This is a genomic window from Enterobacter cloacae complex sp. I1M (genome assembly GCF_014982425.1).
Classification (GTDB): domain Bacteria; phylum Pseudomonadota; class Gammaproteobacteria; order Enterobacterales; family Enterobacteriaceae; genus Enterobacter; species Enterobacter intestinihominis.
The window spans coordinates 97,888-122,216 of record NZ_JADCLG010000019.1 but is presented as its reverse complement, the minus strand read 5'-3'; the positions used below and the strand labels follow the sequence as shown (position 1 = coordinate 122,216).

The window sequence follows — 24,329 nt, the reverse complement described above, 5'->3', positions numbered from 1 at the left end:
ATAACGCCTCGTAAAGCGTAACGTTGCCATTCGCGTCGTTTTCAATACCGGGTTATACCTCCTCCAACGCAAAGGAGGGGTAATAATGTGGCGATGGATAAGCGGGTTTGCGCTGTTGTGGTGTAGCACCGGGTTAGCGGTATGCCCGGTATGGTCGCAGGCAAAAGCAGAAAAGGAAATTGTAGCGCTGAGCGCGCAGATCAAACGCTGGGACGATGCTTACTGGAAGCAGGGAGTCAGTGACGTTGATGACGGGGTTTACGATCAGCTTAACGCGCGGTTGAACCAGTGGCAGCGCTGCTTTGGTCATGTCTCTTCCGAAGAGAGACCGCCACCTCTGACAGGTAGTGTGACACACCCGGTTGCGCATACGGGCGTGCATAAGGTTGCCAGTAAAGCTGAGCTCAGCCAGTGGATGCGAGCCCGGCAACATCTCTGGATGCAGCCCAAAGTGGATGGCGTGGCTGTGACGCTGGTGTACCAGGGCGGGAAGCTTGTCCGGGCCATTAGCCGTGGCAACGGTGTGAAAGGTGAAGACTGGACGGCGCAGGTTCGATCAATCCCCTCTGTTCCGCAAAACCTGTCCGGCCCCCTGGCAAATAGCGTCTTACAGGGTGAACTGTTCTGGATTCATGAAAACCACATCCAGCGTCAGATGGGGGGGATGAACATGCGGGCAAAAGTGGCGGGCGCCATGATGCGTCATAACGATAGCGCACTTCTCAGGCAGCTCGGCGTGTTTATCTGGGCCTGGCCGGATGGACCTAAAGAGATGCAGGTATCTCTGGATGCGTTGTCAAAAGCCGGGTTCACCCTGACGGCGCGTTATACGCTGCCCGCCGCGTCTGTGAATGCGGTCGAAGCGCAGCGTTCAGCGTGGCATACAACAGCATTGCCCTTTGCCACGGACGGCATTGTGGTGCGTTCAGCGGATGAACCCGCGGGCGACGGTTGGTTACCCGGTGAAGGCCGTTGGGTTGTCGCATGGAAATATACGCATGTCGCTCAGGTTGCTGAAGTGCGAGGGATACAGTTTGGCGTCGGGCGAACGGGCAAGGTGTCCGTTGTAGCCGAACTGGATCCAGTAAAGCTTGATGATAAACAGGTGCGGCGGGTGAGCCTGGGGTCGGTCACACGCTGGCAGCGGCTGGATATTGTTCCCGGCGATCAGGTTCTGATAAGCCTCGCCGGGCAGGGGATCCCCCGATTCGATCGAGTTGTCTGGCGGGGAGCGAACAGGGAAAAACCAGAACCTCCGGCCCTGCAGTACCACTCGCTGACCTGTTTTTATGCCTCACCAGCGTGTATGGAACAGTTCTTTGCCCGGTTGACGTGGCTTAGCTCAAAACAAGGGCTAGGGATCGAGGGGTTAGGCGAGGCGGGCTGGCGAACGCTTCATCAGACGCATCGTTTCGAGCATATTTTTTCGTGGTTAACACTGACGCAGGCGCAGCTACAGTCCACGCCTGGCTTTTCCGCCGGGCGCGGGTTATCGCTCTGGCATCGTTTTAATATTGTGCGCAAACAACCTTTTATTCGCTGGGTCACAGCGATGGGGATCCCGCTGACAAAAGCCACGCTGAATGCGGTTGGGGCGGCGTCGTGGCAGGCGCTGAATCAGCGGAGCGCTGCTGACTGGCAGGCTTTGCCGGGAACAGGTGAAGAGAAGGCGCAGCAGGTCGTTAACTGGCTGCATGCGCCTCCCGTTGATAGGCTGGCAAGGTGGCTGGCTGAGCAGCACATTAACGGGTTCTGACCTTAATGCGCGTTGTGCTTGTAATGAAAAACCGGCAGGCCAAGCTTCAGACGCAATGCCAGCATACGCGCCGTGAAACCAAACAGCAGCGTGGAGATAACCACCACATCGTGGTTGGTGACATAGTGCTGCAAGGCGACATAAAGCACTGCCGCGGCAAAGGAGATGCCGGCGTACAGTTCCTTCTGGAAAACCAGCGGGATACGTTTGCAGAACATATCGCGCAGCACCCCGCCAAACACGCCCGTGATCACCGCCGCAATGGTGGCAATAACCGGGCCTTCACCCATATCGAGAGCAATTTGTGCGCCAATGATGGAAAAAACAATCAGCCCAAGCGCATCCAGCACCAGGAACAAGCGGCGCAGATGAGGCATCACCGGGGCTACAATCGTGGTTAGCACGGCTGCCGTTGCCACGATAATGACGTACTCAGGGTTTTTAACCCAGCCGAGCGGATAATGGCCAAGCAGGATATCGCGCACGGACCCGCCGCCGAGCGCAGTGGCCGTGGCAATGATGATCACGCCGAAGGTGTCCATTCGGCGACGTCCGGCGGCAAGCGCGCCGGTCATGGCTTCAGCGGTAATGCCAATAAGATAGAGAATGTGAAGCAGCATAAACCCTCCGGAATGAAGTGGAGGAGGTTAGCGATTTGTGCGCAAGATCACGATTGAGATTTTCTAAGGCGAGGGGATTTGCCCTAAAGGAATTTATCAACGCATGCCAGGCGGGCTTGTGATAAGGCGGGAGGCAAAGAAAGTAAGGATAAATAAGGATTAGAAAAAGTAATGGGTGATGTGCCAGACACCACCCTGAAAGGTATTACTCGATATTCTGGATCTGCTCGCGCATCTGCTCAATCAGGACCTTCAGTTCAATTGCTGAATTGGTCACCTCTGCATTGATAGACTTAGACGCCAGCGTGTTCGACTCGCGGTTGAACTCCTGCATCATAAAGTCGAGACGGCGGCCTACCGCTTCTTTCTTCTTCAGGATGTTGTAGGTCTCTTTAACGTGCGCTTCCAGACGATCCAGCTCTTCAGCCACGTCTACACGCTGCGCCATCAGCACCAGCTCTTGTTCCAGACGGTTGTTTTCCAGCTGAACTTCCGCCTCTTCCAGTTTGGCGACAAGACGCTCACGCTGCCATTGCAGCACTTCTGGCATATGAGCGCGCACTTTAGCCACTTCGGCGCTCACGCCTTCAAGGCGTTGCTCAATCATCGCTTTCAGCGCCTGGCCTTCGGTTTCGCGGGCAACGATAAAGTCATCCAGCGTGCCGTCGAGTGCAGCCAGGATTTCAGCGGTAATCGCGTCCAGATCCTGCTCTCCGGCGGCCATCACGCCAGGCCAGCGCAGAATATCAACCGGGTTGATCTCGCCTTCATCGCTTTGCATTTTGACCCAGTTCGCCGCATTAACCAGCTGTTTTGCCAGCTTTTCGTTCAGGATCAGTTCGCCCTGTGCACTGGCATCGGGCTCAAAACGCAGGTTACATTCCACTTTCCCGCGGGTCAGACGCGTACGGATACGCTCACGCACCACAGGCTCCAGGCTGCGGAACTGTTCCGGCATACGGAAATATGTTTCCAGATAGCGCTGGTTTACCGAGCGCATTTCCCAGGTAGCGCTACCCCAGCTACCCTTGATTTCACGCCGGGCGTAGGCGGTCATACTGCGGATCATAGACATTCCCGTTTTTAAAGGAGAGATGGGGGGATTATAGCTTTCAGGGGCTTCTCAGGATAGGAATAAGCGTCCTTTATCCGTATAATGCGCAGCCACATTCGTTTCAAGCCGGAGAATCCATCATGCGTCCAGCAGGTCGTAGCGCCAACCAGGTGCGTCCCGTCACCCTGACCCGTAACTATACAAAACACGCTGAAGGCTCCGTGCTGGTTGAGTTTGGTGACACCAAGGTGCTTTGCACCGCGTCCATCGAAGAGGGCGTGCCTCGCTTCCTGAAAGGTCAGGGGCAGGGGTGGATCACCGCGGAATACGGTATGTTGCCGCGCGCAACCCATACCCGTAATGCCCGTGAAGCGGCAAAAGGTAAGCAGGGCGGCCGTACTATGGAGATCCAGCGCCTGATCGCACGTGCGCTCCGCGCCGCGGTTGACTTAAAAACGCTGGGTGAGTTCACCATCACGCTGGACTGCGACGTGATCCAGGCCGATGGCGGCACGCGTACGGCCTCCATTACCGGTGCCTGTGTGGCGCTGGCAGATGCGCTGAACAAGCTGGTTGCCGCCGGTAAGCTGAAAACCAACCCAATGAAAGGGATGGTTGCTGCTGTCTCCGTTGGTATTGTTAACGGCGAAGCGCTTTGCGATCTGGAATACGTTGAAGATTCTGCCGCAGAAACCGACATGAACGTGGTGATGACCGAAGATGGTCGCATCATTGAAGTGCAGGGCACGGCAGAAGGCGAGCCATTCACTCACGAAGAACTGCTCACCTTGCTGGCGTTGGCCCGAGGGGGTATTGAATCTATTGTAGCGACGCAGAAAGCGGCGTTAGAAAATTGATTTTAAGGCGACCAATGAGTCGCCTTTTTTTTGCCTGTAAGACTGAAAAGACAAAGGAGCAAATCCATGAAATCGTATCAGCGCCAGTTTATTGAGTTTGCGCTTAACAAGCAGGTACTTAAGTTTGGCGAGTTCACGCTGAAATCCGGGCGTAAAAGCCCGTATTTCTTCAACGCCGGGCTGTTTAATACCGGGCGCGACCTGGCACTGTTAGGCCGCTTCTATGCCGAAGCGCTGGTAGATTCCGGGATTGATTTCGATCTGCTGTTTGGCCCCGCGTACAAAGGCATTCCAATTGCAACCACCACGGCGGTGGCGCTGGCGGAGCACCATGACCGCGACGTACCGTACTGCTTTAACCGTAAAGAGGCCAAAACCCACGGTGAAGGCGGCAATCTGGTCGGCAGTGCGTTGCAGGGCCGCGTGATGCTGGTGGATGACGTGATCACCGCAGGCACCGCGATCCGTGAATCGATGGAGATTATCCAGGCTAACGGTGCAACGCTTGCGGGTGTGCTGATTTCGCTTGATCGTCAGGAACGCGGGCGTGGCGACATCTCTGCTATTCAGGAAGTGGAACGCGATTATGGCTGCAAAGTGATCTCTATCATCACGCTGACAGACCTGATTGCATATCTGGAAGAGAAGCCTGAGATGGCGGATCACCTGGCGGCGGTAAAAGCGTATCGCGAAGAGTTCGGGGTTTAATTGCGTTGCCCGGTGGCGCTACGCTTACCGGGCCTACCTGTTCGTAGGCCGGATAAGGCGAAGCCGCCATCCGGCGATGGCGTTACTGTAATTGTGCTGCCACTAACGGCCAGCGGGCGTCAAAATCGTCCGTTGGTCGATATTTAAACTCGCTGCGCACAAACCGGGAGAGCATCCCTTCGCAAAATGCCAGGATCTGGCTTGCCAGCAGCGTCTCATCCGTATTATATCCCTCGCCTTCCCGCATTTTCTTCTCGCGCAGAACCTGACGAAGCTGGGCTTCGATACGCTCAAAAAGCTGGTTTATACGGCCTTGCAGACGATCCTGTTCAAACATCAGCGCGTGGCCAGTCAGAATACGGGTCAGACCCGGGTTACGTTCACCAAAGCCCAGAATCAGCAGCACAATCAGACGCAGACGCGTGCTGGTGTCTTTTTCATCCTTAAGAATCAGGTTGATGCGCGTGATCAGGCTATCTTCGATAAACTCGATCAGGCTGTCGAACATCCGGGTTTTGCTCGGGAAATGACGATACAGCGCCGCCTCTGACACGCCCACAGAGGCCGCCAGCTTGGCGGTGGTGATGCGTTGACTGCCGTCGCTGGATTCAAGCATCAGAGCCAGAGATTGAAGTATTTCTTCGCGACGATTCCTTTTCGCGGTTTGTTTTTCTGCCATGTTACAAAATACCCCTGAAAATAAGCACTTGTCAGGCTGGCAACCACACAGCGACCCGCAAACTGACGTTTGCGGTTTGTTATTGCATTATGGCGCTGTGAGATGCGTGTTTGTCGGGCGGTTATTTGCGCCCGGAATGGCCGAAGCCGCCTTCGCCACGGTCGGTAGCGTCGAAGTCTGCCACCAGGTTAAATTCTGCCTGCACCACCGGTACAAACACCATCTGCGCGATACGCTCGCCCGGTTCAATGGTGAAGCTGTCCTGGCCACGGTTCCAGACGGATACCATCAGCTGACCCTGATAGTCAGAGTCGATCAGGCCGACCAGGTTACCCAGTACGACGCCATGCTTATGGCCCAGGCCAGAGCGCGGCAGGATCACCGCTGCCAGTGACGGGTCAGCAATGTGAATCGCCAGCCCGGTCGGGATCAGGGTCGTTGCACCCGGCGCCAGTTCTACGGCGTCATCGAGACAGGCGCGCAGGTCAAGACCGGCAGAGCCGGAGGTGGCATACGTTGGCAGCGGAAATTGCTCGCCAACGCGCGGGTCCAGAATCTTAACGTCGATTTTTTTCATCATAACGGGTAACGATCTCGTCCAGTAATTGTTGGCCCAGGAGTTCTTTGCGCTCAAGCGGTAAGACTTTATCTCCATCCTGCCAGAAAAGGTGCAATGCGTTGCTGTCGCTGTTAAATCCTTGCGTGGACAGCGATACGTCGTTCGCGCAAATCAAATCGAGGTTTTTGCGGGTACGTTTTTGCCGGGCATATTCTTCCACATTATTCGTTTCTGCGGCAAACCCAACAACGTAAGGACGATGAGTTTTCAATGCGGCGACACCGGCAACGATATCCGGGTTCTTCACCATTTTTATTGTTAATTCATCACCTTGCTTTTTAATTTTGGCGTCGGCAATGGTTTCGGCGCGGTAATCAGCGACGGCCGCACAGCCGATAAAAATATGCTGTTGTTGAGCATGCGCCTGTACGGCGGCTTCCATTTCCAGCGCGGTAGTTACATCAATACGCCGCACAAACGCAGGGGTGGTAAGCGACACCGGGCCGCTCACCAGCGTCACGTTCGCGCCGCGTTTGGCTGCCGCGGCAGCAATCGCAAAGCCCATTTTGCCGGAGCTGTGGTTGGTGATGTATCGCACCGGATCCAGCGGCTCGCGCGTGGGGCCCGCGGTAATCATGATGTTGAGATGTTGCAGATCGTTGACAGGCGAGAAATGGGCGGCGGCCATATCAACAATCGTCAATGGGTCGAGCATACGCCCTGGCCCCACGTCGCCACAGGCCTGGCTGCCGCTCTCCGGTCCCCAAATTAGCAGGCCGCGCGAGGCCAGCGTATCCAGATTATGCTGGGTAGCGGCGTTGCGATACATCTGCTGGTTCATTGCGGGTACAACCGCGACGGGCGCAGGCGTGGCGAGGCAAATGGTCGTTACCAAATCGTTCGCCATCCCGGCCGCCACGCGGGCAATTACATCTGCCGTGGCGGGGGCAAGGATAACCAGATCGGCCCATTTCCCCAGCTCAATATGGCCCATTGCGGCTTCGGCTGCCGGGTCGAGAAGGCTGTCGGATACCGGGTATCCCGAGACGGCTTGCAGGCTCAGCGGGGTGATAAAGGCTTTGCCGCCTTCGGTGATCGCGACCCGTACGTCGGCCCCGCGCTCGCGCAAACGGCGCACCAGGTCTGGCGTTTTATAGGCAGCAATACCGCCGCTGACGCCAAGAACGATTTTTTTACCGGCCAGGCTCATCATGATTCTTTCCTGTTGGGTTTCACCAGAGAGCGGGCATTTTATCACAATCCCTAAAACGGGGTGATGATGTCCTTAATTCACTTTGCGAGGCGCTACGCAAGAACGAAACGCCAGCGTCGAGCCCCGAATTTGCCTGTGGCAGCATAATGGCAAACAGAAGGAGGCCGGGCATGGAAGAGACTGAACTGCTGCTACCGCGTGAAAAAATGCTGCGCCATGGCGTCACGTTGTTAAAGGACGACGAGCTGCTGGCGCTCTTTTTACGCACAGGCACGCCGGGGAAAACGGTATTTACGCTGGCGAAAGAGCTGATAGAGCATTTCGGCTCACTGTATGGATTGTTGACCGCCGAGCTGGAGGCGTTTACGCACGTTGAGGGTATTGGCGTGGCGAAATATGCCCAGTTACGGGGCATTGCCGAGCTGGCCCGGCGATTTTACAACGTGCGTATGGAGGAAGAAGACCCGATCCTCACCCCCGATATGACCCGCGAATTTCTGCAAAGCCAGCTTTCCGATCTGGAGCGGGAGATCTTTATGGTGATCTTTCTCGACAATAAAAACCGGGTACTGAAACATACCCGCCTTTTTTCGGGAACATTGAGCCACGTTGAGGTGCATCCGCGTGAAATTGTGCGGGAAGCGATAAAAGTGAATGCAGCCGGCGTGATCCTCGCGCATAATCACCCCTCTGGCTGTGCAGAACCAAGCAGAGCTGACAAAGCAATTACCGAACGTATTATCAAATGCTGTCAATTCATGGACATTCGTGTGCTGGACCATCTGATAATTGGCCGCGGAGAGTACATTTCTTTTGCCGAACGTGGCTGGATTTAGGCCTTTTCTCGCGATCCATCGGGATCTTTGTCTGTTCGGGACTTGAGCACGCCGCCGAGTCAGCGTATACTACGCCACCTTTGAGAATCTCGGGTTTGGCATTTGGGCCTGGCAATCGAGAGTTCAATAGAACTATGCGATGACCGGGCTGTAAAGCCTGACGAGGCGCCGATACCCCATACGAAGCTCGAGCTAATTTGATTTTTGGAGAATAGACATGTCCCGAGTCTGCCAAGTTACTGGCAAGCGTCCGGTGACCGGTAACAACCGTTCCCACGCACTGAACGCGACTAAACGCCGTTTCCTGCCGAACCTGCACTCTCACCGTTTCTGGGTTGAGAGCGAGAAGCGTTTTGTCACCCTGCGCGTATCTGCTAAAGGTATGCGTGTAATCGATAAGAAAGGCATCGATACAGTTCTGTCCGAACTGCGTGCCCGTGGCGAAAAGTACTAAGTACTTAAAGAGGAAATAAATCATGGCTAAAGGTATTCGCGAGAAAATCAAGCTGGTTTCTTCTGCTGGTACAGGTCACTTCTACACCACCACGAAGAACAAACGTACTAAGCCGGAAAAACTGGAACTGAAAAAATTCGATCCAGTTGTACGCCAGCACGTACTGTACAAAGAAGCTAAAATCAAATAATTTTAGTCTCCTTGTATTGAAAAACCCCGCATCTGCGGGGTTTTTTGCATTCTGCATCTCAACGGAGGAACCATGCCTGAATTACCTGAGGTAGAGACCAGCCGCCGCGGCATTGAGCCCCATCTGGTTGGCGCGACTATTCTTCATGCTGTCGTTCGCAACGGGCGTCTGCGCTGGCCGGTGTCCGATGAGATCCACGCGTTAAGCGATAAACCCGTCCTGAGCGTACAGCGCCGCGCGAAATACCTGCTGCTGGAGCTGCCTGACGGCTGGATCATTATCCATCTGGGCATGTCGGGAAGCCTGCGCATCCTCACCGAAGAGTTGCCTGCGGAAAAGCACGACCACGTTGATCTGGTGATGAGTAACGGCAAGGTGCTGCGTTACACCGACCCGCGTCGCTTTGGTGCATGGCTGTGGACCAAAGAGCTGGAAGGGCACAACGTGCTGGCGCATCTTGGACCTGAGCCGCTCTCAGAGGCGTTTAACGCAGATTATCTCAAAGAGAAGTGCGCGAAAAAGAAAACCCCGATTAAACCCTGGCTGATGGATAACAAGCTGGTCGTGGGCGTGGGGAATATCTATGCCAGCGAATCGTTGTTTGCCGCCGGGATCCATCCCGATCGGCTGGCCTCTTCGCTGTCTGCGCAGGAGTGCGAGCTGCTGGTCAGAGTGATTAAAGCGGTACTGCTGCGCTCAATTGAGCAGGGCGGGACGACGCTGAAGGATTTTCTGCAAAGCGACGGGAAGCCGGGCTATTTTGCGCAGGAGTTGCAGGTTTATGGTCGTAAGGGGGAACCGTGCAGAGCATGCGGGACGCCGATTATTGCCACGAAGCACGCTCAGCGCGCCACGTTTTACTGCCGTCAGTGCCAGAAGTAGGGTTACTTTAACTTTTCCATCAACGCCTGGTGGACGTTAACCGGCAGAAAGTGGGTAACGTCCCCGCGATGGCGCGCCACCTCTTTCACCAGCGAAGAAGAGATGAAGGACCACTCTTTGGAGGGCATCAGGAATACGCTCTCCAGCTCCGGCATCAGATGGCGGTTCATGTGCGCCAGCTGCATCTCATATTCGAAGTCTGCTACCGCGCGAAGACCGCGGATCAGGATATTGGCCTGCTGGGCACGGGCAAAGTTTGCCATCAAATCGCTGAATCCGACGACCTCAACATTCGACAAATGCGAAATCGCATCGGTGGCAAGCTGCACGCGTTCGTTCAGGTCGAACATCGGCTTTTTGCTCGGGCTGGCGGCAATGGCCAGAATCACCTTGTCGAACATACACGCCGCACGGGTGATGATATCAAGATGACCGTTAGTGATCGGATCGAAGGTACCCGGATAAATCGCTTTTGTGCTCATGGCTCACGTTTTCTCTGAGTAGCCGCGGTTCAGCGCCCACAGCTCGGTGTATTTATTGAAAGTATACTGGGCATTCACTACCGCCAGTAACCAGCCCTGCTTGCCGTCCAGCACGCCGCCACGTAGCAGCAGCGTTTTCAGAAACGCGCCCAGCGTATGGGTGAAGATGCCGGTCAGCGTGGCCTTCTTGCCGCGCGCATGCCGCTCCTGTGCCCAGGCGGTGGCATAGTTCAGCTGTTTCCGCTGGAAGCTGGCGAAATCGCGGCAGGTCAGATGAAGCAGATCGCCCGTCAGGGGGATGACCTGAGCGTTATCGCAGGCCAGAGACTCATGGACCAGGTTGTCGTTGTACTGATAACGCTCGCGGGCATAGAGGCGCATCACGCGGTCGGGGTACCAGCCGCTGTGGCGCATAAAGCGGCCCAGGAAATAGTTACGACGCGCGATACTGTAGACCGCGCCGGGCTGTGGCGCGGCAAGCACCGTTTGAATGGCCTGTCGGAGTTCCGGGGTGACGCGCTCATCGGTATCGATCATCAACACGTAATCGCCCGTGGCGTAACTCTGCGCACGCTGACGCTGAATACCGTAGCCCTGCCAGTCGGTGTCGGTAAAGACTTTTGCCCCGGCTGTACGGGCAACGTCCGCCGTATTGTCCGTACTTCCGGAATCGAGAATGACGATTTCGTCAGCCCAGGCAACAGAGGCCAGGCAATCCGGAAGCAGGTCGGCGGCGTTTTTGGCGATCATCACGACCGACAGACGCGTTGACATTAGTGGCTCCGCTGCGGCAGGTAAGGTTGCAAAAGTTGCAGCAGACGGGTCAGTGCGCCCTGGTTCTGATGCAGGACTTCAACGGCGTGACGACCGTACCACAGGCGGTAATCTTCGTCAGTCAGAAGGGTTGAGACCTCTTTGACCACCGAGTCCGCATCGGTCACGGTGATTAAGCCATCGGCTTGCTGCAATTTCGCGCAGATATCTTTGAAGTTAAACGTGTGTGGACCCATCAGCACGGGAATGGCGTGGGCTGCCGGCTCCAGCGGGTTATGACCACCGCGCTCCACCAGGCTTCCGCCAACGAATGCAAGATCGGCAATCCCGTACAGCAGCATCAGTTCGCCCATCGTATCGCCAATCACCACCTGCGTGCTGCCAGAGGGGATTTCGCCGCTGCTGCGCAGGGTGAAGCTGAAACCGCCTTTTTGCACCATCTCCCGGGCATCTTTAAAACGCTCAGGATGGCGAGGAACCAGAATCAGCAGTAAATCAGGGAATTTTTCCAGCAGCTGGCGGTGAGCCTGAAGAATAATGGCCTCTTCGCCGTCATGGGTGCTGGTGGCAATCCAGACCTGGCGACGCGGCGCCCACTGACGACGCAGCGTCACCGCACGGGCGGCGAGTTCAGGGGTGACGGAAATATCGAACTTCAGGCTACCCGTGACCGCAAGCTGGTTGCGCTTCAGGCCGAGGGCGATAAAGCGCGCGGCATCTTCTTCGTTCTGCGCGGCGATCAGCGTAATTTTGCTGAGCAGGCGACGCATAAATTTACCCAGCTTGCCGTACCCTTTCGCCGAGCGTTCCGACAGACGCGCGTTGGCGATAACCAAAGGAATTTTACGGGCATGCAGGGCGGAAATCATATTCGGCCACAGTTCAGTTTCCATGACGATCACCAGTTTAGGGCGAACGGTATTCAGGAAACGGTTCATGGCGCAGGGGAGATCGTACGGCAGGTAGACGTGATGCACGTCTTTACCGAAGGCAGACATCACGCGCTCTGAGCCGGTTGGCGTCATCGTGGTGACGGTGATGGGCAGTGACGGATAACGGTGGCGTAAGGCACGCACCAGTGGAATGGCGGCCAGCGTTTCCCCGACTGACACGGAATGCAGCAGAATACCGTCCGGCGCCACTTTATTGCGGCAGTAGCCATAGCGTTCGGCCCAGCGTTTACGGTACGCAGGCGCTTTACGGCTACGAAGCAACAGTCGCAGCCACACCAGTGGCTGAATGATGTAGAGCAGGGCGGTATACAACAATTCCAAGCGATTATCCGTTTTTTTAGTTTCGGCCGGGAAATTCTAAGCATTTAAGCGTGCTAAAGCTATCTCTTATGCCAGATACCGTTTTAAACGGAAGTAGCGTCGGCCCAGGCGCCAGCGCAAACGCGGGCTTTTGGCACTTTTCCAGATGAGCTTCCAGATCCCGGTGTCGAAGAACTCTTTGATTATCATTGATTTCTTCGCTTCATCCTTCATGTTGTCGAAGGTATGAATAATTCCCAGACCCTCTTTGGCGATTTGCCAGTGACAGGCCGGGATATTTTTCACTTTATCCGGGTAGCGCTGGTTAATGGCATCAAGCATCTTCAGGATCTTCATGTAATGGCGCGCTGAGCGAATCAGCGTGTCGTCATTATCCGGGGTGTGCGATACCGAGGCGGAGTGAATGTAGTAGTCGTAAAAGCGTTCGCTGGTGTACTGAACGCGTTCCGCAGCAAGCAGCACCTCAGTCGTCCACGGGATATCCTGATGGCGCAGGCCAGGCTCGAAACGAAAGCCGTGCTGACGAATAAAATCGTGACGATAGATATTCAGCCAGGTCACATGCAGGAACTTACGTGAATCCAGCGCCTTTTTTAACCATGCCGCGCCATTCATGACGCCCGTTGAGGCGAGCTTATCTTCAGGGAAGATAGGGCGAGACGGTTTTTTGTTATTTTCCCAGACGTAGTTGCCATTGCAGGTGGCGACATCCAGGTTCTGCGTGACGGCCATATCCAGCAGACGCTGGTACATGCCGGGTTTGAAGACATCATCAATATCCGGGAAAGAGAGATATTGGCCGGTCGCAACGGCCAGGCCGGTATTACGCGCGATGGACACGCCCTGATTAGGTTGTTCAATAACCTGCATCTGTGGCAGCTGTTCGCGCCATTTTTCGACAATCTGCATCGAGCGGTCAGTGGAGCCGTCATTCACGATGATGACTTCCATACTGTCGATATGTTGATTTACAAGGCAGGTAAAGAACTGATCGAGAAAAGCTTCACCGTTATAAACGGCAACCACCACGCTTAATAAAGGCGCTGAATTTTGCATATGAAACCTGATTATTTTTGGTTGTCGACCAAAGCAATGTATTGCTGGCAAATGGCGTTGATACCGAACGATGCGATCGTTTCGCGATCAACAACCGGCGGAGAGGCATACAGTTCTGCCAGTGTTTTCGCCAGTGATTCGTCGGTTAACGCGGTCAGACCACGCGCCAGAGGGCCAGTAAGGATCTCAGCAGGGCCGCCAGGGCAGTTTGTACTCACCGGTGGGGTCTGACAGATAATGGACTCTACCAGTACATTACCAAAACCTTCGCAGTCGGAACTTAACACTAAAAGGCGTGCACCTTTGATCCACGGATAAGGATTGGTTTCAAACGGGCGGAAGACGATCTTGTTTTCAATTCCCAGCTTAGCGGCAAGCTGTTTGAGCTGGTTAATTTTCACGTCAGAGCCTTTGCCCATCAACACCAGCGATGCGTCAATCTTGCTCATCGCAAACGCCCGCAGCAGCCGGTCGTGACGTTTGTGCTCATGAAAACGGCCAACGTGGATAATGTAATTCTGCCCCTGCATCTCAAAGGGCGCTTCCGCCAGACGCTGAATTTCAGGGATATCAAACGGGTTATGGATAACCGCTTTGCGCCGCAGGGGGATCGCGAGTACTTCAGACAGATCGTGCAGCACGGCGCCGGATACCGCCACCACGTTGCGGTTTTCATAGGTATGACGAATTTTATAATGCTTAAACCAGCGAGAAAGCCCGCTGCGATGGCGCAAATAGGAGAAGGAGAACATCCCGTGTACGCAGAACCAGACCTTATCGCGATCCAGCACGCGGCTGTGCGCCACGATACGGTCGGTTTTATGCAGATGCGAGAAGACGACGTCAAATTTACCGCTGCGTTCTGCCTGCTCAATGGCGCGATCCAGCAAACGGGCGCGACGCGGGATCTCGGTCAGCTTCCGCCAGGGTTTTTTACAGGTATCCTGCACGACCTGAAAATCGATGCCTTCCGGAATGGCGTAGTCGCACACCTTCCGTAAGGAGAAAAGGGTGACCTGATGCCCCAGTTCTGTCAGTCCGCTGGAGAGGGTGAGAACCGTTTTTTCGGCTCCTCCACCGGGTAAACCATCAATAATCATTAGGATGCGCATTATTAATCCAGTAATTTTTGATAAAGCGAAATAAGCTGACTTGATAGTTTTTCAGGGGTTGCTTCTCTGACGCGTTCACGCGCCGCAAGCCCCATATTGTTATTTTTTTCCAGTGAAGGGATGGACATGACGGCCTCCTTCAATGTGTGGATATCAAGTGCATCACAGTAAAACCCGTTCTGGCCTTGCTCAATAAATTCTGAACCACCGCAACTCTCTGACGTAATGACGGGCAATCCACAGGCCATTGCTTCAAGTATGACGTTAGGGAAAGGATCATACAGCGTCGGCAGCAGTAAACCATCAGAAAGCTGATAAAATGGCAGCGTCTCTTTTTGCATTCCCAGGAAACGGATTTGCCCCTCACAGCCTAATGAACGGGCGAGGTCGCGATAACGGCTTTCCGCTTTATCCTGACCGACCACAACCAGCCACGCCGATGTTCCTGCTATAGCCTGAATAGCGCTTGCCAGCCCCTTGCGTTCAAACCCTGAACCCACGAAGCAGAAAATGACGGCATCAGCGGGTAAGCCAAATTGCTTACGCAGTACAGCTCGCTGCCTCTCTTCTGCCGGAACGAAGCGGCGGGAATCTATTGAATTATAAATCACATGTATCTTTTTTGCGTCAATATCAAAGTCTTCGACGATTTCGCGCTTGATCATCTCCGCATTACAGATAACGGCTTTCAACTCGGGAGCCTGGTACATTTCACGTTCGGCGTTCATCACGTAGCGGTGATAGCGATCGTGCATGAGCAGCTTCGCGCGCCAGGCGGGAAGAATACGCGTACGCTGTAGCAGCCAGCGTCGATGTACACCATCTCCGGCGCGGTAAATATCGCAGCCCGGAATACGTTCGTGGCTCTGTACAATATCAAACTGCTGTTGCTGCCACAGCGCGCGCGCGGCGTGTGCAAAGCCGCGTTCACGGCTGATGCGGCCCCACTTTCGTGGATCGCAGATATGAATATGCCAGTCGTCCTGCTTTTCGCCCTGCCACTCGCGGGTGATGACGTTGAGCTCAAGATTTTGATTGCTCAGCGCGGTGAGTGCCCTGGAGACAAAACGTTCTGCTCCCCCATCCGGCCGATATTTTTGGCGCACAATGGCCAGACGATGAAGCTTCATTGCAGGTATCTCCTTGCGGCGGAGACGACAGCATCAACGGGGATGGCGTCGAGATAACGTTCCGTCGTTTTTGTATCAATGGCATCAGGGTTGGGAAGCGGGCCGTAGTTACCAGCCCAGATGACCTCGCCGTTAACCTGCCATGGCGACCAGAACGTCAATTTTGACGGGCCAAACAGCGCCACGCAGGGCGTCTGAAGGGCGGCGGCCATGTGCATGGGGACGGAGTCAACGCCAATGAACAGGGCTGCGTGATCGATAAGCGAGGCCAGCTGGCGCAGGGTTAACTGCCCTGCCAGCGATACAACACCCGTCTGCGGGGAGGCGGCAAGAATGCGGTCAATCATCGCCAGCTCTTTCTTATCCGGTCCCGCCGTAAGGACGATAGTGTGGCCGTCCTGCTGCAACGCGGCGATAGTTTGCGCCATTTTGCCTTCGTCCCAGCACTTAAAGAACCAGCGTGAAGTGGGTTGAATAACGATATAGCGTTCCCCCACGCCCTTTTGTGTCAGCTTGTGATGAGCATGGTGCCAGTCATCCGCGCTGTAAGCCATGGTGACGGCGGGTCTGGCGGCAACGGGTAATGGTTTCAGTATGGACAGGTTTTGTTCAACGGTGTGCAGCGACTGATGGCTGGCGACTGAGACCAGTTCACTGTGACAAAAACGCCAGAAGGCATTATTGCGCTTGTTAAAAGCGAACCCGAGCCGAACCGGTGCGCCGGTGAAGCGGGTAACCAGCGCGCTGCGCCACTGATCGGCAAGATTGATCACCAGATGATAATGCTGAGCGCGTAAAGCACGAAGCAACTGCCACTCTTTTTGCAGGTGCTTCAGCGTCCCCAACTGCTTCCATTTACGATCGATACCATAGATCGTACCGATTGCCGGATGCGCGGCGAGCATGTCTCGCGTCTCTTCATAGAGAAGCACGTCGATTTGGGCTTCAGGCCATTTCTGGCGCAATGAATTGATGACGGGGGTGGTGAGTAACATGTCACCATGATGGCGAAGTTTAATCAGTAAAATGCGCAAATCAGGCGTGTCAGGTAAGTTATTCATCATCATCTTATCGGCGTTGTACTGTTGGCAATTCTAATAGACCTGGTAACGACTTGCACTCTTTCTCCATAATGTCAGGAATTTCCCTGGAAGGGTTTACTCCTGCTTTCGGGCGTGCGTAACATAGCGCTAACTATTTTGTCTTGCGGACTCATTATGAAAAAACCAGCGTTTATCATCACGATCGATACCGAAGGGGATAATCTCTGGCAGAACCACCGGGTCATCAAAACGGAAAACGCGCGCTACCTGGCGCGGTTTCAGACGCTTTGCGAGCGTTTCGGCTTTAAGCCTGTCTGGCTCACCAACTACGAGATGGCCGTCGAACCGGTGTTCATTGAGTTCGCGAAAGAGGTCATAGCCCGGGGGCAGGGCGAGGTAGGAATGCATCTCCATGCCTGGAACAGCCCTCCGGAGCACGATCTGACCGGTGATGACTGGCGCTGGCAGCCTTATCTGATTGAGTTTTCAGACGAGGTCATGCGTGAGAAAGTGCTGTTCATGACCCGCCTACTGGAAGAGACCTTCCAGACAAAAATGCTCAGCCATCGCGCCGGGCGCTGGGCATTCGACAGCCGTTACGCCCGGTTACTGATTGAGCTGGGGTATCAGGTAGATTGTTCCGTTACGCCGCGCGTGAACTGGCGCAACGCGAAAGGTGCCCCGCAGGGTAATGGCGGAACGAATTACCAGCATTTTCCCGATCGCGCCTACTTTTTGGACGTAGACGACATTTCCCGGCCGGGAAACAGCCTTCTCCTCGAAGTGCCAATGAGCATCCAGTATAAACACCCGGCATGGCTGAATTCCCTGAAGCAGGGTTACGATCGTCTGCGCGGTAAATACCGTTCTCCGTCAGTTAACTGGTTACGCCCGGCAGGCGGTAACGCGCAGGAGATGATTAAGGTTGCGCAGCAGTGCCTGTCTCAGGGAAATGACTACGTAGAGTTCATGCTGCATTCGTCGGAATTTATGCCTGGCGGGAGCCCTACTTTTAAAGACGAGGCCGCGATTGAGGGGCTTTATCAGGATCTGGAGCAGCTCTTTACCTGGTTATCAGATAAGACCGTGGGGATGACGCTGGCGGAGTTTTACCAGTACAAAAAATAGTTATGCCCGCCAGGCGGGCATATTTGCTATTGCTGCTTTGTTGGGGTGAAAGGTGTACTTAATGCAAACAAAACCATAAAGAAGATTAAGGCTTCTGAACTGAGCAGTATGACATCCGTCAGTCCATACAAAAGCAAAAGTAGCATCGAGGTTAGCAGCAGTGCGTTTTTACTTCTAATAGAGTAAGCTATTATCGAAACAAAAAAGAAGCACAAAATTAGCAGTCCAGGAATGCCTTGCAGTGAATATTTTTCAATAAACTCATTGTGCAAATGAATTCGAATGTAACCGAGCGCTGCTGCAACATGTTGATGTCCATTTGCGACATAATTTCGAACCCATGATTCCCTGCTTTCAATAGACTGTCCCAGTGGATGCGCAATGCCAGTCATAAGACCCACGTTCCACATTGAAAAACGAGCCCCCAGAGAAGTTGCATCATGCCCTTCCTGATATTTAGTTATCTCAGTCACTGTTTGTTGAATTTTAGGTGATATCAATGGTTTATAACTTACAATTATGATCCCTGCAACGATGCATAAAAAAATCATTAATGATTTAAGGTGAATTTTTCGGAAATGATAAAGTGTAAGAATAATAGCCAGTAACAGGTAAAGGGCCATGGCGGCACGCGTGGCTGTCAAAAGAATCAGGAAGAAAGATATCAGGACTACGACGCCTGCCAAAAGGTATAATTTCACATTATTCTTTAGGTATAAGCTGTAAACAAAGGCTAATGATAGAACAGAATATACATACGCTGCGATAGTTGGACGGTTTATAGCCATCTCTACGCGATTAATACCTTGTACAGCCTGATAAAGGCCATAAGCTGTGGCAAGGGTATAACCTACAGCTGTACTAATTAAGAAGTATTTCACAAAATTATCTTTTGTTACATAATTTTTGAAACGGTCAAGGTAAAAAATCAAAAGGCTTGCCAGAATTAATTTTTTACTCGATCCAAGATAATCACTGTATGCGTTTAATCCCTCATTATGCAATTCATAAGTGACATACCAAATAAGATTAAGTAACCCTATCAGCATAATAGGATAGGCGATACTAAAAGGATGCCAGGAGATTTTTTTATACTCAAATGCCAAACCCAAGATACTTGCATATATTGCAATATAGAAAAACTCTCGTTGTTTCCCTGAATTAACAAGCACAAGAGCTAAAGAGATAAGGCTCAATGCGAGTGTTAACTGGTAAGTTCTTAACTTTATTTTTTCCATAACGCCTCAATAACCCTTTTTTTGTAGCTAAAACGAACATCGGTGGACAGGAAAAAAGACAATGTGTACATGGCCTTTACGCGTTGTTTCACGAGTTGCAATTGTTGGTCTGTAAGACAGGACCGATGGTTGCTGTAAATATCAAACCAGTGGCAATTGACAAGATGCCTGTAGCTTGACGGAAATGTTCTTTCCATCTGTAACGTGCATTCGACAAGCGTTGAAATTTTGCTGGCGTCCAGACTGCTCGACAAACTGTCGCGACGCTTGACGTAATAATAATGCCCCTGGCGTTGATAGACTATTTTGCTCGATTGCATCAACATTCCGGGGAAGACAGCGAAATCCTCATAACATAACATTGGAGGAATAGGGTTGCTCTCGTACAGGCTACGATGAATAAACTGGCCAATGAGATGCGCCTGAAAGTCTTTATGGCGTAAGAAACGAGCGACTGCTTCATGTTGTGACAATGGCACAGGGTTGAATCCCTGCCAGTCTGAAGTCATTTTCCGGGGATCGCGAATCTCAAGCAAACGTGTCAGTAACATATCCGGACGTTGCGCTTTCAGAAAGGTAATTGCGTCCCTGAGGCTGCCCGGCTTTAAGCAATCGTCACTGTCGAGCATCGTAATATATTCACCGGATGCCAGTGCGACAGCACTGTTTCGTACCCGGCCGACGTTACGAAAGTTCACGGTGCGCGTTATGATCTGAGGAAATTTAGGTGACCACTCTTCAATTATTGCCTGCGTGGTATCCTCAGAACTGTCATTAAAAATAATAATTTCAGTGTCTTGAACGGTGGCTGCCAGCAGGCTTGAAAGCGTGGCATGCAGCGTAGCTTCAGCGTTATGCGCAGCAATAATGACGCTTAAAAAAGCCATAAAAATTAGTTTCCTTGAGCGTCGGTAGCGCTAGCCAGTGAGCGGGCTTTGGGTAATGTACGGATAAACTGCTGAAGATCGTGTAACGCGGAGTCAGTGACAGAGAATAGTGCTTCCCGTTCTTGCGGGAAGTAATAGCGCGTTTCAAACACATAAGAACAAATGTTGTCGTCATTCCCGATCAGCAACACATTGCCAAGCGGACGTTGTTCATAATGACAACACGGACCAAACAGCAGGACTACCGGAACGCCAACGGCGTCTGCGATATACACATTCCCCGAGTCAGACGCGATATAACAGTCCATCTTAGAAATGGCCCAGGGAAGCTCTTCCAGCGAAATTTTGCCAATAAGATTGATAAAATTAGGGATTTCACCGTAAAGGCGGGTGATATCGTCCATCCACGACTGTTCATTTGGCGCACCGAAGACATAAAACTCGCAGGGTAAATCAGCGAGTTGATCAACAATCCGTTTCCAGATAACCGGAGGAACGGTTTTGGCTTTATTGCCCGCCGCAATACTGATGCCGATGCGGATAACGTCAGGTTTATCAAGAATGGCCGGCCAGGTCGTCGGTTTAAAGAGCGGCTTTGTGGCGTGCTTGGGAGAGTCTTGCCATGTGAGTGCGCGGTCGGCCAGTTTCAGGTAGTTCGACACCGAAAGCGTTTTTTTGCCATGCTCAACGGTACCGTCAGCCGCAAGATAGAAAATCCCGTGATACCACCTGCGCGTGTAAATGGTTAAAAATTGTTTGTTTTTAGCATTGCAGACGGCGGCAAAAAAGAGGTTCACGCTGTTGGGTTGTAGCAGGTAGACGTTGTCGTAGCGGTTCATGATCCTGCACGCGAAGCACAGTTTACGCCACAGGTTGCGCTTATGCTGCTCAATAAAATAGATCTGCTCGATAGTCTCATCATGCTTCGCCAGCGCACCAACGCTGCGACTGACCAACACATCGCTTTTTTGCAGATATGCCAGAAGAGGTGTCGCATTAATAAAGTCACCGATTTTGGCTGTCTGAATGACAAGGTTTTTGCCCGTGTCTTTTCGAAACAGCTTCCGGAGGAGTTTCACCGGAAAGAGTAAAATCAGCAGAAATACATAACTCATGGGTTAAATATCCCTGTTGGAAAGCCGATGGCTGCCCTGTAAAAATGAAAAAATAGCATCTGCGCTAATATCCTTCGTTTGTTGCGTAGGGCTGACCATCTGATGCTGGTTTTTACCGTAACCCCCGATCAACCCCGGATCGGTCGGGCCGAAAATCGTGATATTAGGACGATCCAGTGCGGCGGTTAAATGGCTTAACCCTGTATCCACAGAAACGACGGCGTTAGCGCCCGCCAGCTGTGCGGCAACTTGCGCCAGCGTGAGTTTGGGTAACACCTCAACGTGGGAAAAGCCTGCTGCCAGACGTTCCGCACGCTGCCGCTCATGTTCTGCACCCCACGGGAGTTTAATATGGATACCGCAAGGTTGCATTAGTTCAATCAGCCTTCTCCAGTGCGTTTCCGGCCAGTGCTTATCGTCGCGCGTTGTGGCATGCAGGAACACCAGATACGGTTCAGCATGCTCCTCCGTCTCGCGCAAAAAATGCTGTGCAATAGCGTAGTCACCCTGGGCTTCAGGTTTTGCATAGCCCAGGCTTTTCGCGAACAGCTCGCGGGTACGTTCCACGGCGTGCTGCTGCTTCGCAATATGGTGGCGACGATTATAGAACAGGCTCGCCAGCGGTTCGCGGGCGGTTTGCCAGTCCATGCCGTGCTTTACGCCGTGCGCCAGACGCGTGACCAGCGCGGCGCTTTTCACCAGGCCCTGAGCGTCAACGATCGCGTCGTAACGCCGGGCCTGCACCGCTTCGCGGAAGGCTTTACGTTCGGCTTTAATCGGTGCGGAGAACCATGCTTTGCGCCAGCGGCGAATGGCCACCGGGATCACGCGGTCAACCGCTTCGTGCCAGGTGGGGATCTGCGCGAAGCCTTCTTCCACCACCCAGTCAAAACGAATGCCGGGAATGGCCCGCATCGCGTCCGTCAGTGACGGCAGCGTATGCAGCACATCGCCCATCGAAGAGGTTTTAACGATCAATACCCGCATTCGTTATCCTTCTTCGCTCAACAGAAGTTCGTTGAGCTCTTCGAGAACGCGCTGCGGCGTAATGTCGATCAGGCTCTGATGGTAGCCTTCTGCGGCATCACCTTTACGTACCTTGTGGTAGCCGGTGATCAGGCGAATTACGCGCGCTTTGTGCGACAGCGGCGGCGTGAAGTCCGGGCTGCTCGGGCCATACAGCGCCACCAGCGGACGATCCAGCGCGGCGGCGACGTGCATCAGGCCAGAGTCGTTGCTGACAACGGCTTTACAGGCGGCAATCAAAATAACCGCCTGCTCGAGCTGCGTTTCCCCGGCCAAGTTTCGGCACCAGGCCTGTTGCTCGGTGCTGAGCGTGGCGAGAATTTCATTGCCCGCCTCGTGATCTTTCGCTGAGCCAAACAGCACAATTTGATGGCCTTCGTCGATCAGCTGTTTCGCCAGCTCTGCGTAGTGATAGTGCGGCCAGCGTTTTGCCGGACCAAACTCCGCGCCGGGGCAGAAGCCAATCATCGGGCGTTCGGACGAAATGCCAAACGCGTTGCAGGTGTGGGATTTCTCCCCGTCGCTTACCTGGAGCTGCGGCCACAGTAGCGGCTGCGGCAGATCTTTCGCGCTGCGCATCACGCCTTTGTCGTAGGCCAGCGCCACGTAGCGTTCTACCATCAGCGGCCAGGCCTCTTTATCCAGCACACGGGCATCGTTCAGCAGGCCGTAGCGCATTTCACCGCGCCACCCGGTACGGTGCGGGATGCCCGCAAAGAAGGGCACAAGAGCGGATTTGAAGGAGTTTGGCAGGACATATGCGCGGTCATAGCGTTTCTCGCGCAGGCTATGGCCGAGTTTGCGGCGTTCACCGATTTCCAGCGCCCCGTGGCCGAGCGGCATCGGGATCGCCTCGTTCACTTCCGGCATACGCGATAACAGCGGACGGCACCATGCGGGTGCCATCACGTCGATTATCGCCTGGGGATAACGCGCCTTGAGCGTGCGATAGAGACTTTGCGACATCATCATGTCGCCCACCCAGGACGGGCCGATCACCAGTATTTTCATTCACTTCATCCTTCAAGCTGTCTCTGCGTTGGCTGCCTGCGTTCACTCCAGTCACTTACTTTTGTAAGCTCCCGGAGATTCACTTCGTTGCCGCCTTGATACCGCTCGAATGATTTTGTGAATTTATATCGCGGTCACGGTTCAGCCAGGCCATATATTCCGTTACGCCTTCGGCAACGGTCTTGAACGGCTTGTCGTAGCCTGCGGCGCGCAGGTTAGTCAGGTCCGCCTGGGTGAATGCCTGGTAGCGGCCTTTCAGCTTATCCGGGAACGGAATGTACTCGATGCTGCCTTTCTTATGGTAAGCCAGCGTCGCGTCTGCCACCGCCTGGAAGGATTCCGCGCGGCCTGTGCCCAGGTTGAAAATGCCGGACACGCCGTTTTCCAGGAACCACAGGTTCACTGCCGCCACGTCGCCTACGTAGACGAAGTCACGCTTAAAGCCGTCGCTGCCTTCGAACAGTTTCGGACTTTCGCCGTTATTTAACTGGGTGTTCAGGTGGAACGCCACGCTCGCCATGCTGCCTTTGTGGCCTTCGCGCGGTCCGTAGACGTTGAAGTAGCGGAAGCCGACAATCTGAGAGTTGGCTTCTGGGAGGATCTGACGCACGTACTCATCAAACAGGAATTTGGAGTAACCGTAAACGTTCAGCGGCTGCTCATACTCGCGGGATTCGATGAAATCTGAAGTGCGTCCACCGTAGGTTGCCGCGGAAGAGGCGTACAGGAACGGAATTTCACGCTCCAGGCAGTAGTGCAGGATCTCTTTGGAGTACTGATAGTTGTTGTCCATCATGTACTTGCCGTCCCACTCGGTGGTGGAGGAACAGGCCCCTTCGTGGAAGATGGCTTCGATCTCGCCGAACTCTTCACCCGCCATAATCTGGATAAGAAAGTCTTCTTTATCCATGTAGTCAGCGATGTTCAGATCCACCAGGTTTACGAACTTGGTGCCGTCTTTCAGGTTGTCCACCACCAGGATGTCGGTGATGCCTTTGTCATTGAGGGCCTTAACAATATTGCTGCCGATAAAGCCCGCGCCGCCGGTAACGATGATCATAACTGTAACCTTTGAAGTGTGGAGTCCGGGGAACATCCCGAACGCTAATCTCTTTATCATATCATCACAATGCCCGGTCTTCAGCCATTCACCGATATGCAGCAGGGGTACACGTGATTTATGCTGCAAAAACGAGAAGAGATACGGCGTCATCTCGTCATGAACTATTGGTTTGGGTAATATGT

26 protein-coding genes are annotated in these 24,329 nt (G+C 53.6%); 8 read left to right on the top strand and 18 right to left on the bottom strand.

Annotation, left to right across the window (positions count from 1 at the left end; genetic code table 11):
* Nucleotides 1–85: 85 nt before the first annotated feature.
* Nucleotides 86–1,756: an NAD-dependent DNA ligase LigB gene (gene ligB / locus INF86_RS11890; RefSeq protein ID WP_193543559.1), complete on the top strand. Its 1,671-nt coding sequence runs from the start codon at nt 86–88 to the stop codon at nt 1,754–1,756.
* Nucleotides 1,757–1,758: 2 nt separating this feature from the next.
* On the opposite strand, the gene INF86_RS11885 is transcribed toward ligB, so the two are convergent.
* Both INF86_RS11885 and INF86_RS11880 read right to left on the bottom strand, forming a co-directional pair.
* Nucleotides 1,759–2,376: a trimeric intracellular cation channel family protein gene (locus INF86_RS11885; protein ID WP_023299016.1), complete on the bottom strand. Its 618-nt coding sequence runs from the start codon at nt 2,374–2,376 to the stop codon at nt 1,759–1,761.
* 205 nt (nt 2,377–2,581) lie between these two features.
* Nucleotides 2,582–3,445 (bottom strand): YicC/YloC family endoribonuclease, encoded by an 864-nt coding sequence (locus tag INF86_RS11880; protein ID WP_003860907.1) that lies wholly within the window; start codon nt 3,443–3,445, stop codon nt 2,582–2,584.
* 125 nt (nt 3,446–3,570) lie between these two features.
* Between INF86_RS11880 and rph the strand changes: the two genes are divergently transcribed.
* Both rph and pyrE read left to right on the top strand, forming a co-directional pair.
* Nucleotides 3,571–4,287 carry a ribonuclease PH gene (rph, locus tag INF86_RS11875; RefSeq protein ID WP_015570044.1) on the top strand — a complete coding sequence of 239 codons (717 nt, stop codon included), beginning with the start codon at nt 3,571–3,573 and terminating at the stop codon, nt 4,285–4,287.
* Nucleotides 4,288–4,353: 66 nt separating this feature from the next.
* Nucleotides 4,354–4,995, top strand: a complete 642-nt coding sequence (gene pyrE / locus INF86_RS11870; RefSeq protein WP_023305206.1) for an orotate phosphoribosyltransferase — start codon at nt 4,354–4,356, stop codon at nt 4,993–4,995.
* An 82-nt stretch (nt 4,996–5,077) separates the two neighbouring features.
* On the opposite strand, the gene slmA is transcribed toward pyrE, so the two are convergent.
* The 3 genes from slmA to coaBC all read right to left on the bottom strand — a co-directional run bounded on the left by slmA (nt 5,078) and on the right by coaBC (nt 7,443).
* Nucleotides 5,078–5,674 (bottom strand): nucleoid occlusion factor SlmA, encoded by a 597-nt coding sequence (slmA, locus tag INF86_RS11865; protein WP_003860901.1) that lies wholly within the window; start codon nt 5,672–5,674, stop codon nt 5,078–5,080.
* Between the two features lie 121 nt (nt 5,675–5,795).
* Entirely contained in the window at nt 5,796–6,254 is a 459-nt protein-coding gene (gene dut / locus INF86_RS11860; RefSeq protein WP_015570042.1) for a dUTP diphosphatase, read from the bottom strand.
* Nucleotides 6,232–7,443 carry a bifunctional phosphopantothenoylcysteine decarboxylase/phosphopantothenate--cysteine ligase CoaBC gene (coaBC, locus tag INF86_RS11855; RefSeq protein WP_087878399.1) on the bottom strand — a complete coding sequence of 404 codons (1,212 nt, stop codon included), beginning with the start codon at nt 7,441–7,443 and terminating at the stop codon, nt 6,232–6,234. Before coaBC ends, dut begins: the two co-directional genes overlap by 23 nt.
* A gap of 173 nt (nt 7,444–7,616) precedes the next feature.
* Here coaBC and radC point away from each other — a divergent pair, with 173 nt between their 5' ends.
* From radC to mutM, 4 genes are all read left to right on the top strand, one after another.
* Nucleotides 7,617–8,282, top strand: coding sequence for a DNA repair protein RadC (gene radC, locus INF86_RS11850; RefSeq protein WP_022646621.1), 666 nt, complete (start codon nt 7,617–7,619; stop codon nt 8,280–8,282).
* Between the two features lie 217 nt (nt 8,283–8,499).
* The gene (rpmB, locus tag INF86_RS11845) at nt 8,500–8,736 is read left to right on the top strand and encodes a 50S ribosomal protein L28 (protein ID WP_002436699.1); all 237 of its coding nucleotides are present in this window, start codon (nt 8,500–8,502) and stop codon (nt 8,734–8,736) included.
* A gap of 22 nt (nt 8,737–8,758) precedes the next feature.
* Nucleotides 8,759–8,926, top strand: coding sequence for a 50S ribosomal protein L33 (gene rpmG / locus INF86_RS11840; protein ID WP_003024094.1), 168 nt, complete (start codon nt 8,759–8,761; stop codon nt 8,924–8,926).
* Between the two features lie 72 nt (nt 8,927–8,998).
* The gene (mutM, locus tag INF86_RS11835; protein WP_003860879.1) at nt 8,999–9,808 is read left to right on the top strand and encodes a bifunctional DNA-formamidopyrimidine glycosylase/DNA-(apurinic or apyrimidinic site) lyase; all 810 of its coding nucleotides are present in this window, start codon (nt 8,999–9,001) and stop codon (nt 9,806–9,808) included.
* Between the two features lie 2 nt (nt 9,809–9,810).
* On the opposite strand, the gene coaD is transcribed toward mutM, so the two are convergent.
* The 7 genes from coaD to rfaQ form a co-directional block, all read right to left on the bottom strand.
* Nucleotides 9,811–10,290 (bottom strand): pantetheine-phosphate adenylyltransferase, encoded by a 480-nt coding sequence (gene coaD / locus INF86_RS11830; protein WP_022646622.1) that lies wholly within the window; start codon nt 10,288–10,290, stop codon nt 9,811–9,813.
* A gap of 3 nt (nt 10,291–10,293) precedes the next feature.
* A complete protein-coding gene (locus INF86_RS11825) occupies nt 10,294–11,064 on the bottom strand; it encodes a glycosyltransferase family 2 protein (RefSeq protein ID WP_193543558.1) in 771 nt (256 codons plus the stop codon).
* Nucleotides 11,064–12,338, bottom strand: a complete 1,275-nt coding sequence (waaA, locus tag INF86_RS11820) for a lipid IV(A) 3-deoxy-D-manno-octulosonic acid transferase (protein WP_003860874.1) — start codon at nt 12,336–12,338, stop codon at nt 11,064–11,066. Before waaA ends, INF86_RS11825 begins: the two co-directional genes overlap by 1 nt.
* A 66-nt stretch (nt 12,339–12,404) precedes the next feature.
* Nucleotides 12,405–13,394, bottom strand: coding sequence for a glycosyltransferase (locus INF86_RS11815; RefSeq protein WP_045621031.1), 990 nt, complete (start codon nt 13,392–13,394; stop codon nt 12,405–12,407).
* Between the two features lie 11 nt (nt 13,395–13,405).
* Nucleotides 13,406–14,506, bottom strand: coding sequence for a glycosyltransferase (locus INF86_RS11810; RefSeq protein WP_046621790.1), 1,101 nt, complete (start codon nt 14,504–14,506; stop codon nt 13,406–13,408).
* A gap of 2 nt (nt 14,507–14,508) precedes the next feature.
* The gene (locus INF86_RS11805) at nt 14,509–15,636 is read right to left on the bottom strand and encodes a glycosyltransferase family 4 protein (RefSeq protein ID WP_023299023.1); all 1,128 of its coding nucleotides are present in this window, start codon (nt 15,634–15,636) and stop codon (nt 14,509–14,511) included.
* The gene (gene rfaQ, locus INF86_RS11800) at nt 15,633–16,703 is read right to left on the bottom strand and encodes a putative lipopolysaccharide heptosyltransferase III (protein WP_074134778.1); all 1,071 of its coding nucleotides are present in this window, start codon (nt 16,701–16,703) and stop codon (nt 15,633–15,635) included. The genes INF86_RS11805 and rfaQ overlap by 4 nt, the downstream gene beginning before the upstream one ends.
* Nucleotides 16,704–16,853: 150 nt before the next feature.
* Between rfaQ and INF86_RS11795 the strand changes: the two genes are divergently transcribed.
* Nucleotides 16,854–17,807 (top strand): polysaccharide deacetylase family protein, encoded by a 954-nt coding sequence (locus tag INF86_RS11795; protein ID WP_046621788.1) that lies wholly within the window; start codon nt 16,854–16,856, stop codon nt 17,805–17,807.
* A gap of 26 nt (nt 17,808–17,833) precedes the next feature.
* Here INF86_RS11795 and INF86_RS11790 read toward each other — a convergent pair whose 3' ends face one another.
* From INF86_RS11790 to rfaD, 6 genes are all read right to left on the bottom strand, one after another.
* On the bottom strand, nt 17,834–19,045 hold the full coding sequence (locus INF86_RS11790; protein WP_063148219.1) for an O-antigen ligase: 1,212 nt from the start codon (nt 19,043–19,045) through the stop codon (nt 17,834–17,836).
* Complete coding sequence (locus tag INF86_RS11785) at nt 19,033–19,932, bottom strand: glycosyltransferase family 2 protein (protein ID WP_023305212.1); 900 nt, start codon at nt 19,930–19,932, stop codon at nt 19,033–19,035. Before INF86_RS11785 ends, INF86_RS11790 begins: the two co-directional genes overlap by 13 nt.
* A 5-nt stretch (nt 19,933–19,937) precedes the next feature.
* Nucleotides 19,938–21,047 (bottom strand): glycosyltransferase family 9 protein, encoded by a 1,110-nt coding sequence (locus tag INF86_RS11780; RefSeq protein WP_022646631.1) that lies wholly within the window; start codon nt 21,045–21,047, stop codon nt 19,938–19,940.
* Between the two features lie 3 nt (nt 21,048–21,050).
* Nucleotides 21,051–22,034 (bottom strand): lipopolysaccharide heptosyltransferase RfaC, encoded by a 984-nt coding sequence (gene rfaC, locus INF86_RS11775; protein ID WP_022646632.1) that lies wholly within the window; start codon nt 22,032–22,034, stop codon nt 21,051–21,053.
* Between the two features lie 3 nt (nt 22,035–22,037).
* Nucleotides 22,038–23,084 carry an ADP-heptose--LPS heptosyltransferase RfaF gene (gene rfaF, locus INF86_RS11770; RefSeq protein WP_022646633.1) on the bottom strand — a complete coding sequence of 349 codons (1,047 nt, stop codon included), beginning with the start codon at nt 23,082–23,084 and terminating at the stop codon, nt 22,038–22,040.
* A 79-nt stretch (nt 23,085–23,163) separates the two neighbouring features.
* Nucleotides 23,164–24,144, bottom strand: coding sequence for an ADP-glyceromanno-heptose 6-epimerase (gene rfaD, locus INF86_RS11765; protein WP_022646634.1), 981 nt, complete (start codon nt 24,142–24,144; stop codon nt 23,164–23,166).
* Nucleotides 24,145–24,329: the final 185 nt, after the last annotated feature.

Coding starts and splice junctions, on each gene's coding strand:
- INF86_RS11815 (WP_045621031.1), bottom strand. CDS start 13,394: ATGCAAAATTCAGCGCCTTTATTAAGCGTGGTGGTTGCCGTTTATAAC.
- INF86_RS11785 (WP_023305212.1), bottom strand. CDS start 19,932: ATGGCTTTTTTAAGCGTCATTATTGCTGCGCATAACGCTGAAGCTACG.
- INF86_RS11885 (WP_023299016.1), bottom strand. CDS start 2,376: ATGCTGCTTCACATTCTCTATCTTATTGGCATTACCGCTGAAGCCATG.
- rfaD (WP_022646634.1), bottom strand. CDS start 24,144: ATGATCATCGTTACCGGCGGCGCGGGCTTTATCGGCAGCAATATTGTT.
- rfaQ (WP_074134778.1), bottom strand. CDS start 16,703: ATGATGATGAATAACTTACCTGACACGCCTGATTTGCGCATTTTACTG.
- rpmG (WP_003024094.1), top strand. CDS start 8,759: ATGGCTAAAGGTATTCGCGAGAAAATCAAGCTGGTTTCTTCTGCTGGT.
- coaD (WP_022646622.1), bottom strand. CDS start 10,290: ATGAGCACAAAAGCGATTTATCCGGGTACCTTCGATCCGATCACTAAC.
- INF86_RS11795 (WP_046621788.1), top strand. CDS start 16,854: ATGAAAAAACCAGCGTTTATCATCACGATCGATACCGAAGGGGATAAT.
- mutM (WP_003860879.1), top strand. CDS start 8,999: ATGCCTGAATTACCTGAGGTAGAGACCAGCCGCCGCGGCATTGAGCCC.
- INF86_RS11790 (WP_063148219.1), bottom strand. CDS start 19,045: ATGGAAAAAATAAAGTTAAGAACTTACCAGTTAACACTCGCATTGAGC.
- pyrE (WP_023305206.1), top strand. CDS start 4,354: ATGAAATCGTATCAGCGCCAGTTTATTGAGTTTGCGCTTAACAAGCAG.
- INF86_RS11880 (WP_003860907.1), bottom strand. CDS start 3,445: ATGATCCGCAGTATGACCGCCTACGCCCGGCGTGAAATCAAGGGTAGC.
- coaBC (WP_087878399.1), bottom strand. CDS start 7,443: ATGAGCCTGGCCGGTAAAAAAATCGTTCTTGGCGTCAGCGGCGGTATT.
- rpmB (WP_002436699.1), top strand. CDS start 8,500: ATGTCCCGAGTCTGCCAAGTTACTGGCAAGCGTCCGGTGACCGGTAAC.
- ligB (WP_193543559.1), top strand. CDS start 86: ATGTGGCGATGGATAAGCGGGTTTGCGCTGTTGTGGTGTAGCACCGGG.
- slmA (WP_003860901.1), bottom strand. CDS start 5,674: ATGGCAGAAAAACAAACCGCGAAAAGGAATCGTCGCGAAGAAATACTT.
- INF86_RS11810 (WP_046621790.1), bottom strand. CDS start 14,506: ATGCGCATCCTAATGATTATTGATGGTTTACCCGGTGGAGGAGCCGAA.
- INF86_RS11805 (WP_023299023.1), bottom strand. CDS start 15,636: ATGAAGCTTCATCGTCTGGCCATTGTGCGCCAAAAATATCGGCCGGAT.
- dut (WP_015570042.1), bottom strand. CDS start 6,254: ATGATGAAAAAAATCGACGTTAAGATTCTGGACCCGCGCGTTGGCGAG.
- rph (WP_015570044.1), top strand. CDS start 3,571: ATGCGTCCAGCAGGTCGTAGCGCCAACCAGGTGCGTCCCGTCACCCTG.
- radC (WP_022646621.1), top strand. CDS start 7,617: ATGGAAGAGACTGAACTGCTGCTACCGCGTGAAAAAATGCTGCGCCAT.
- rfaF (WP_022646633.1), bottom strand. CDS start 23,084: ATGAAAATACTGGTGATCGGCCCGTCCTGGGTGGGCGACATGATGATG.
- rfaC (WP_022646632.1), bottom strand. CDS start 22,034: ATGCGGGTATTGATCGTTAAAACCTCTTCGATGGGCGATGTGCTGCAT.
- INF86_RS11825 (WP_193543558.1), bottom strand. CDS start 11,064: ATGTCAACGCGTCTGTCGGTCGTGATGATCGCCAAAAACGCCGCCGAC.
- INF86_RS11780 (WP_022646631.1), bottom strand. CDS start 21,047: ATGAGTTATGTATTTCTGCTGATTTTACTCTTTCCGGTGAAACTCCTC.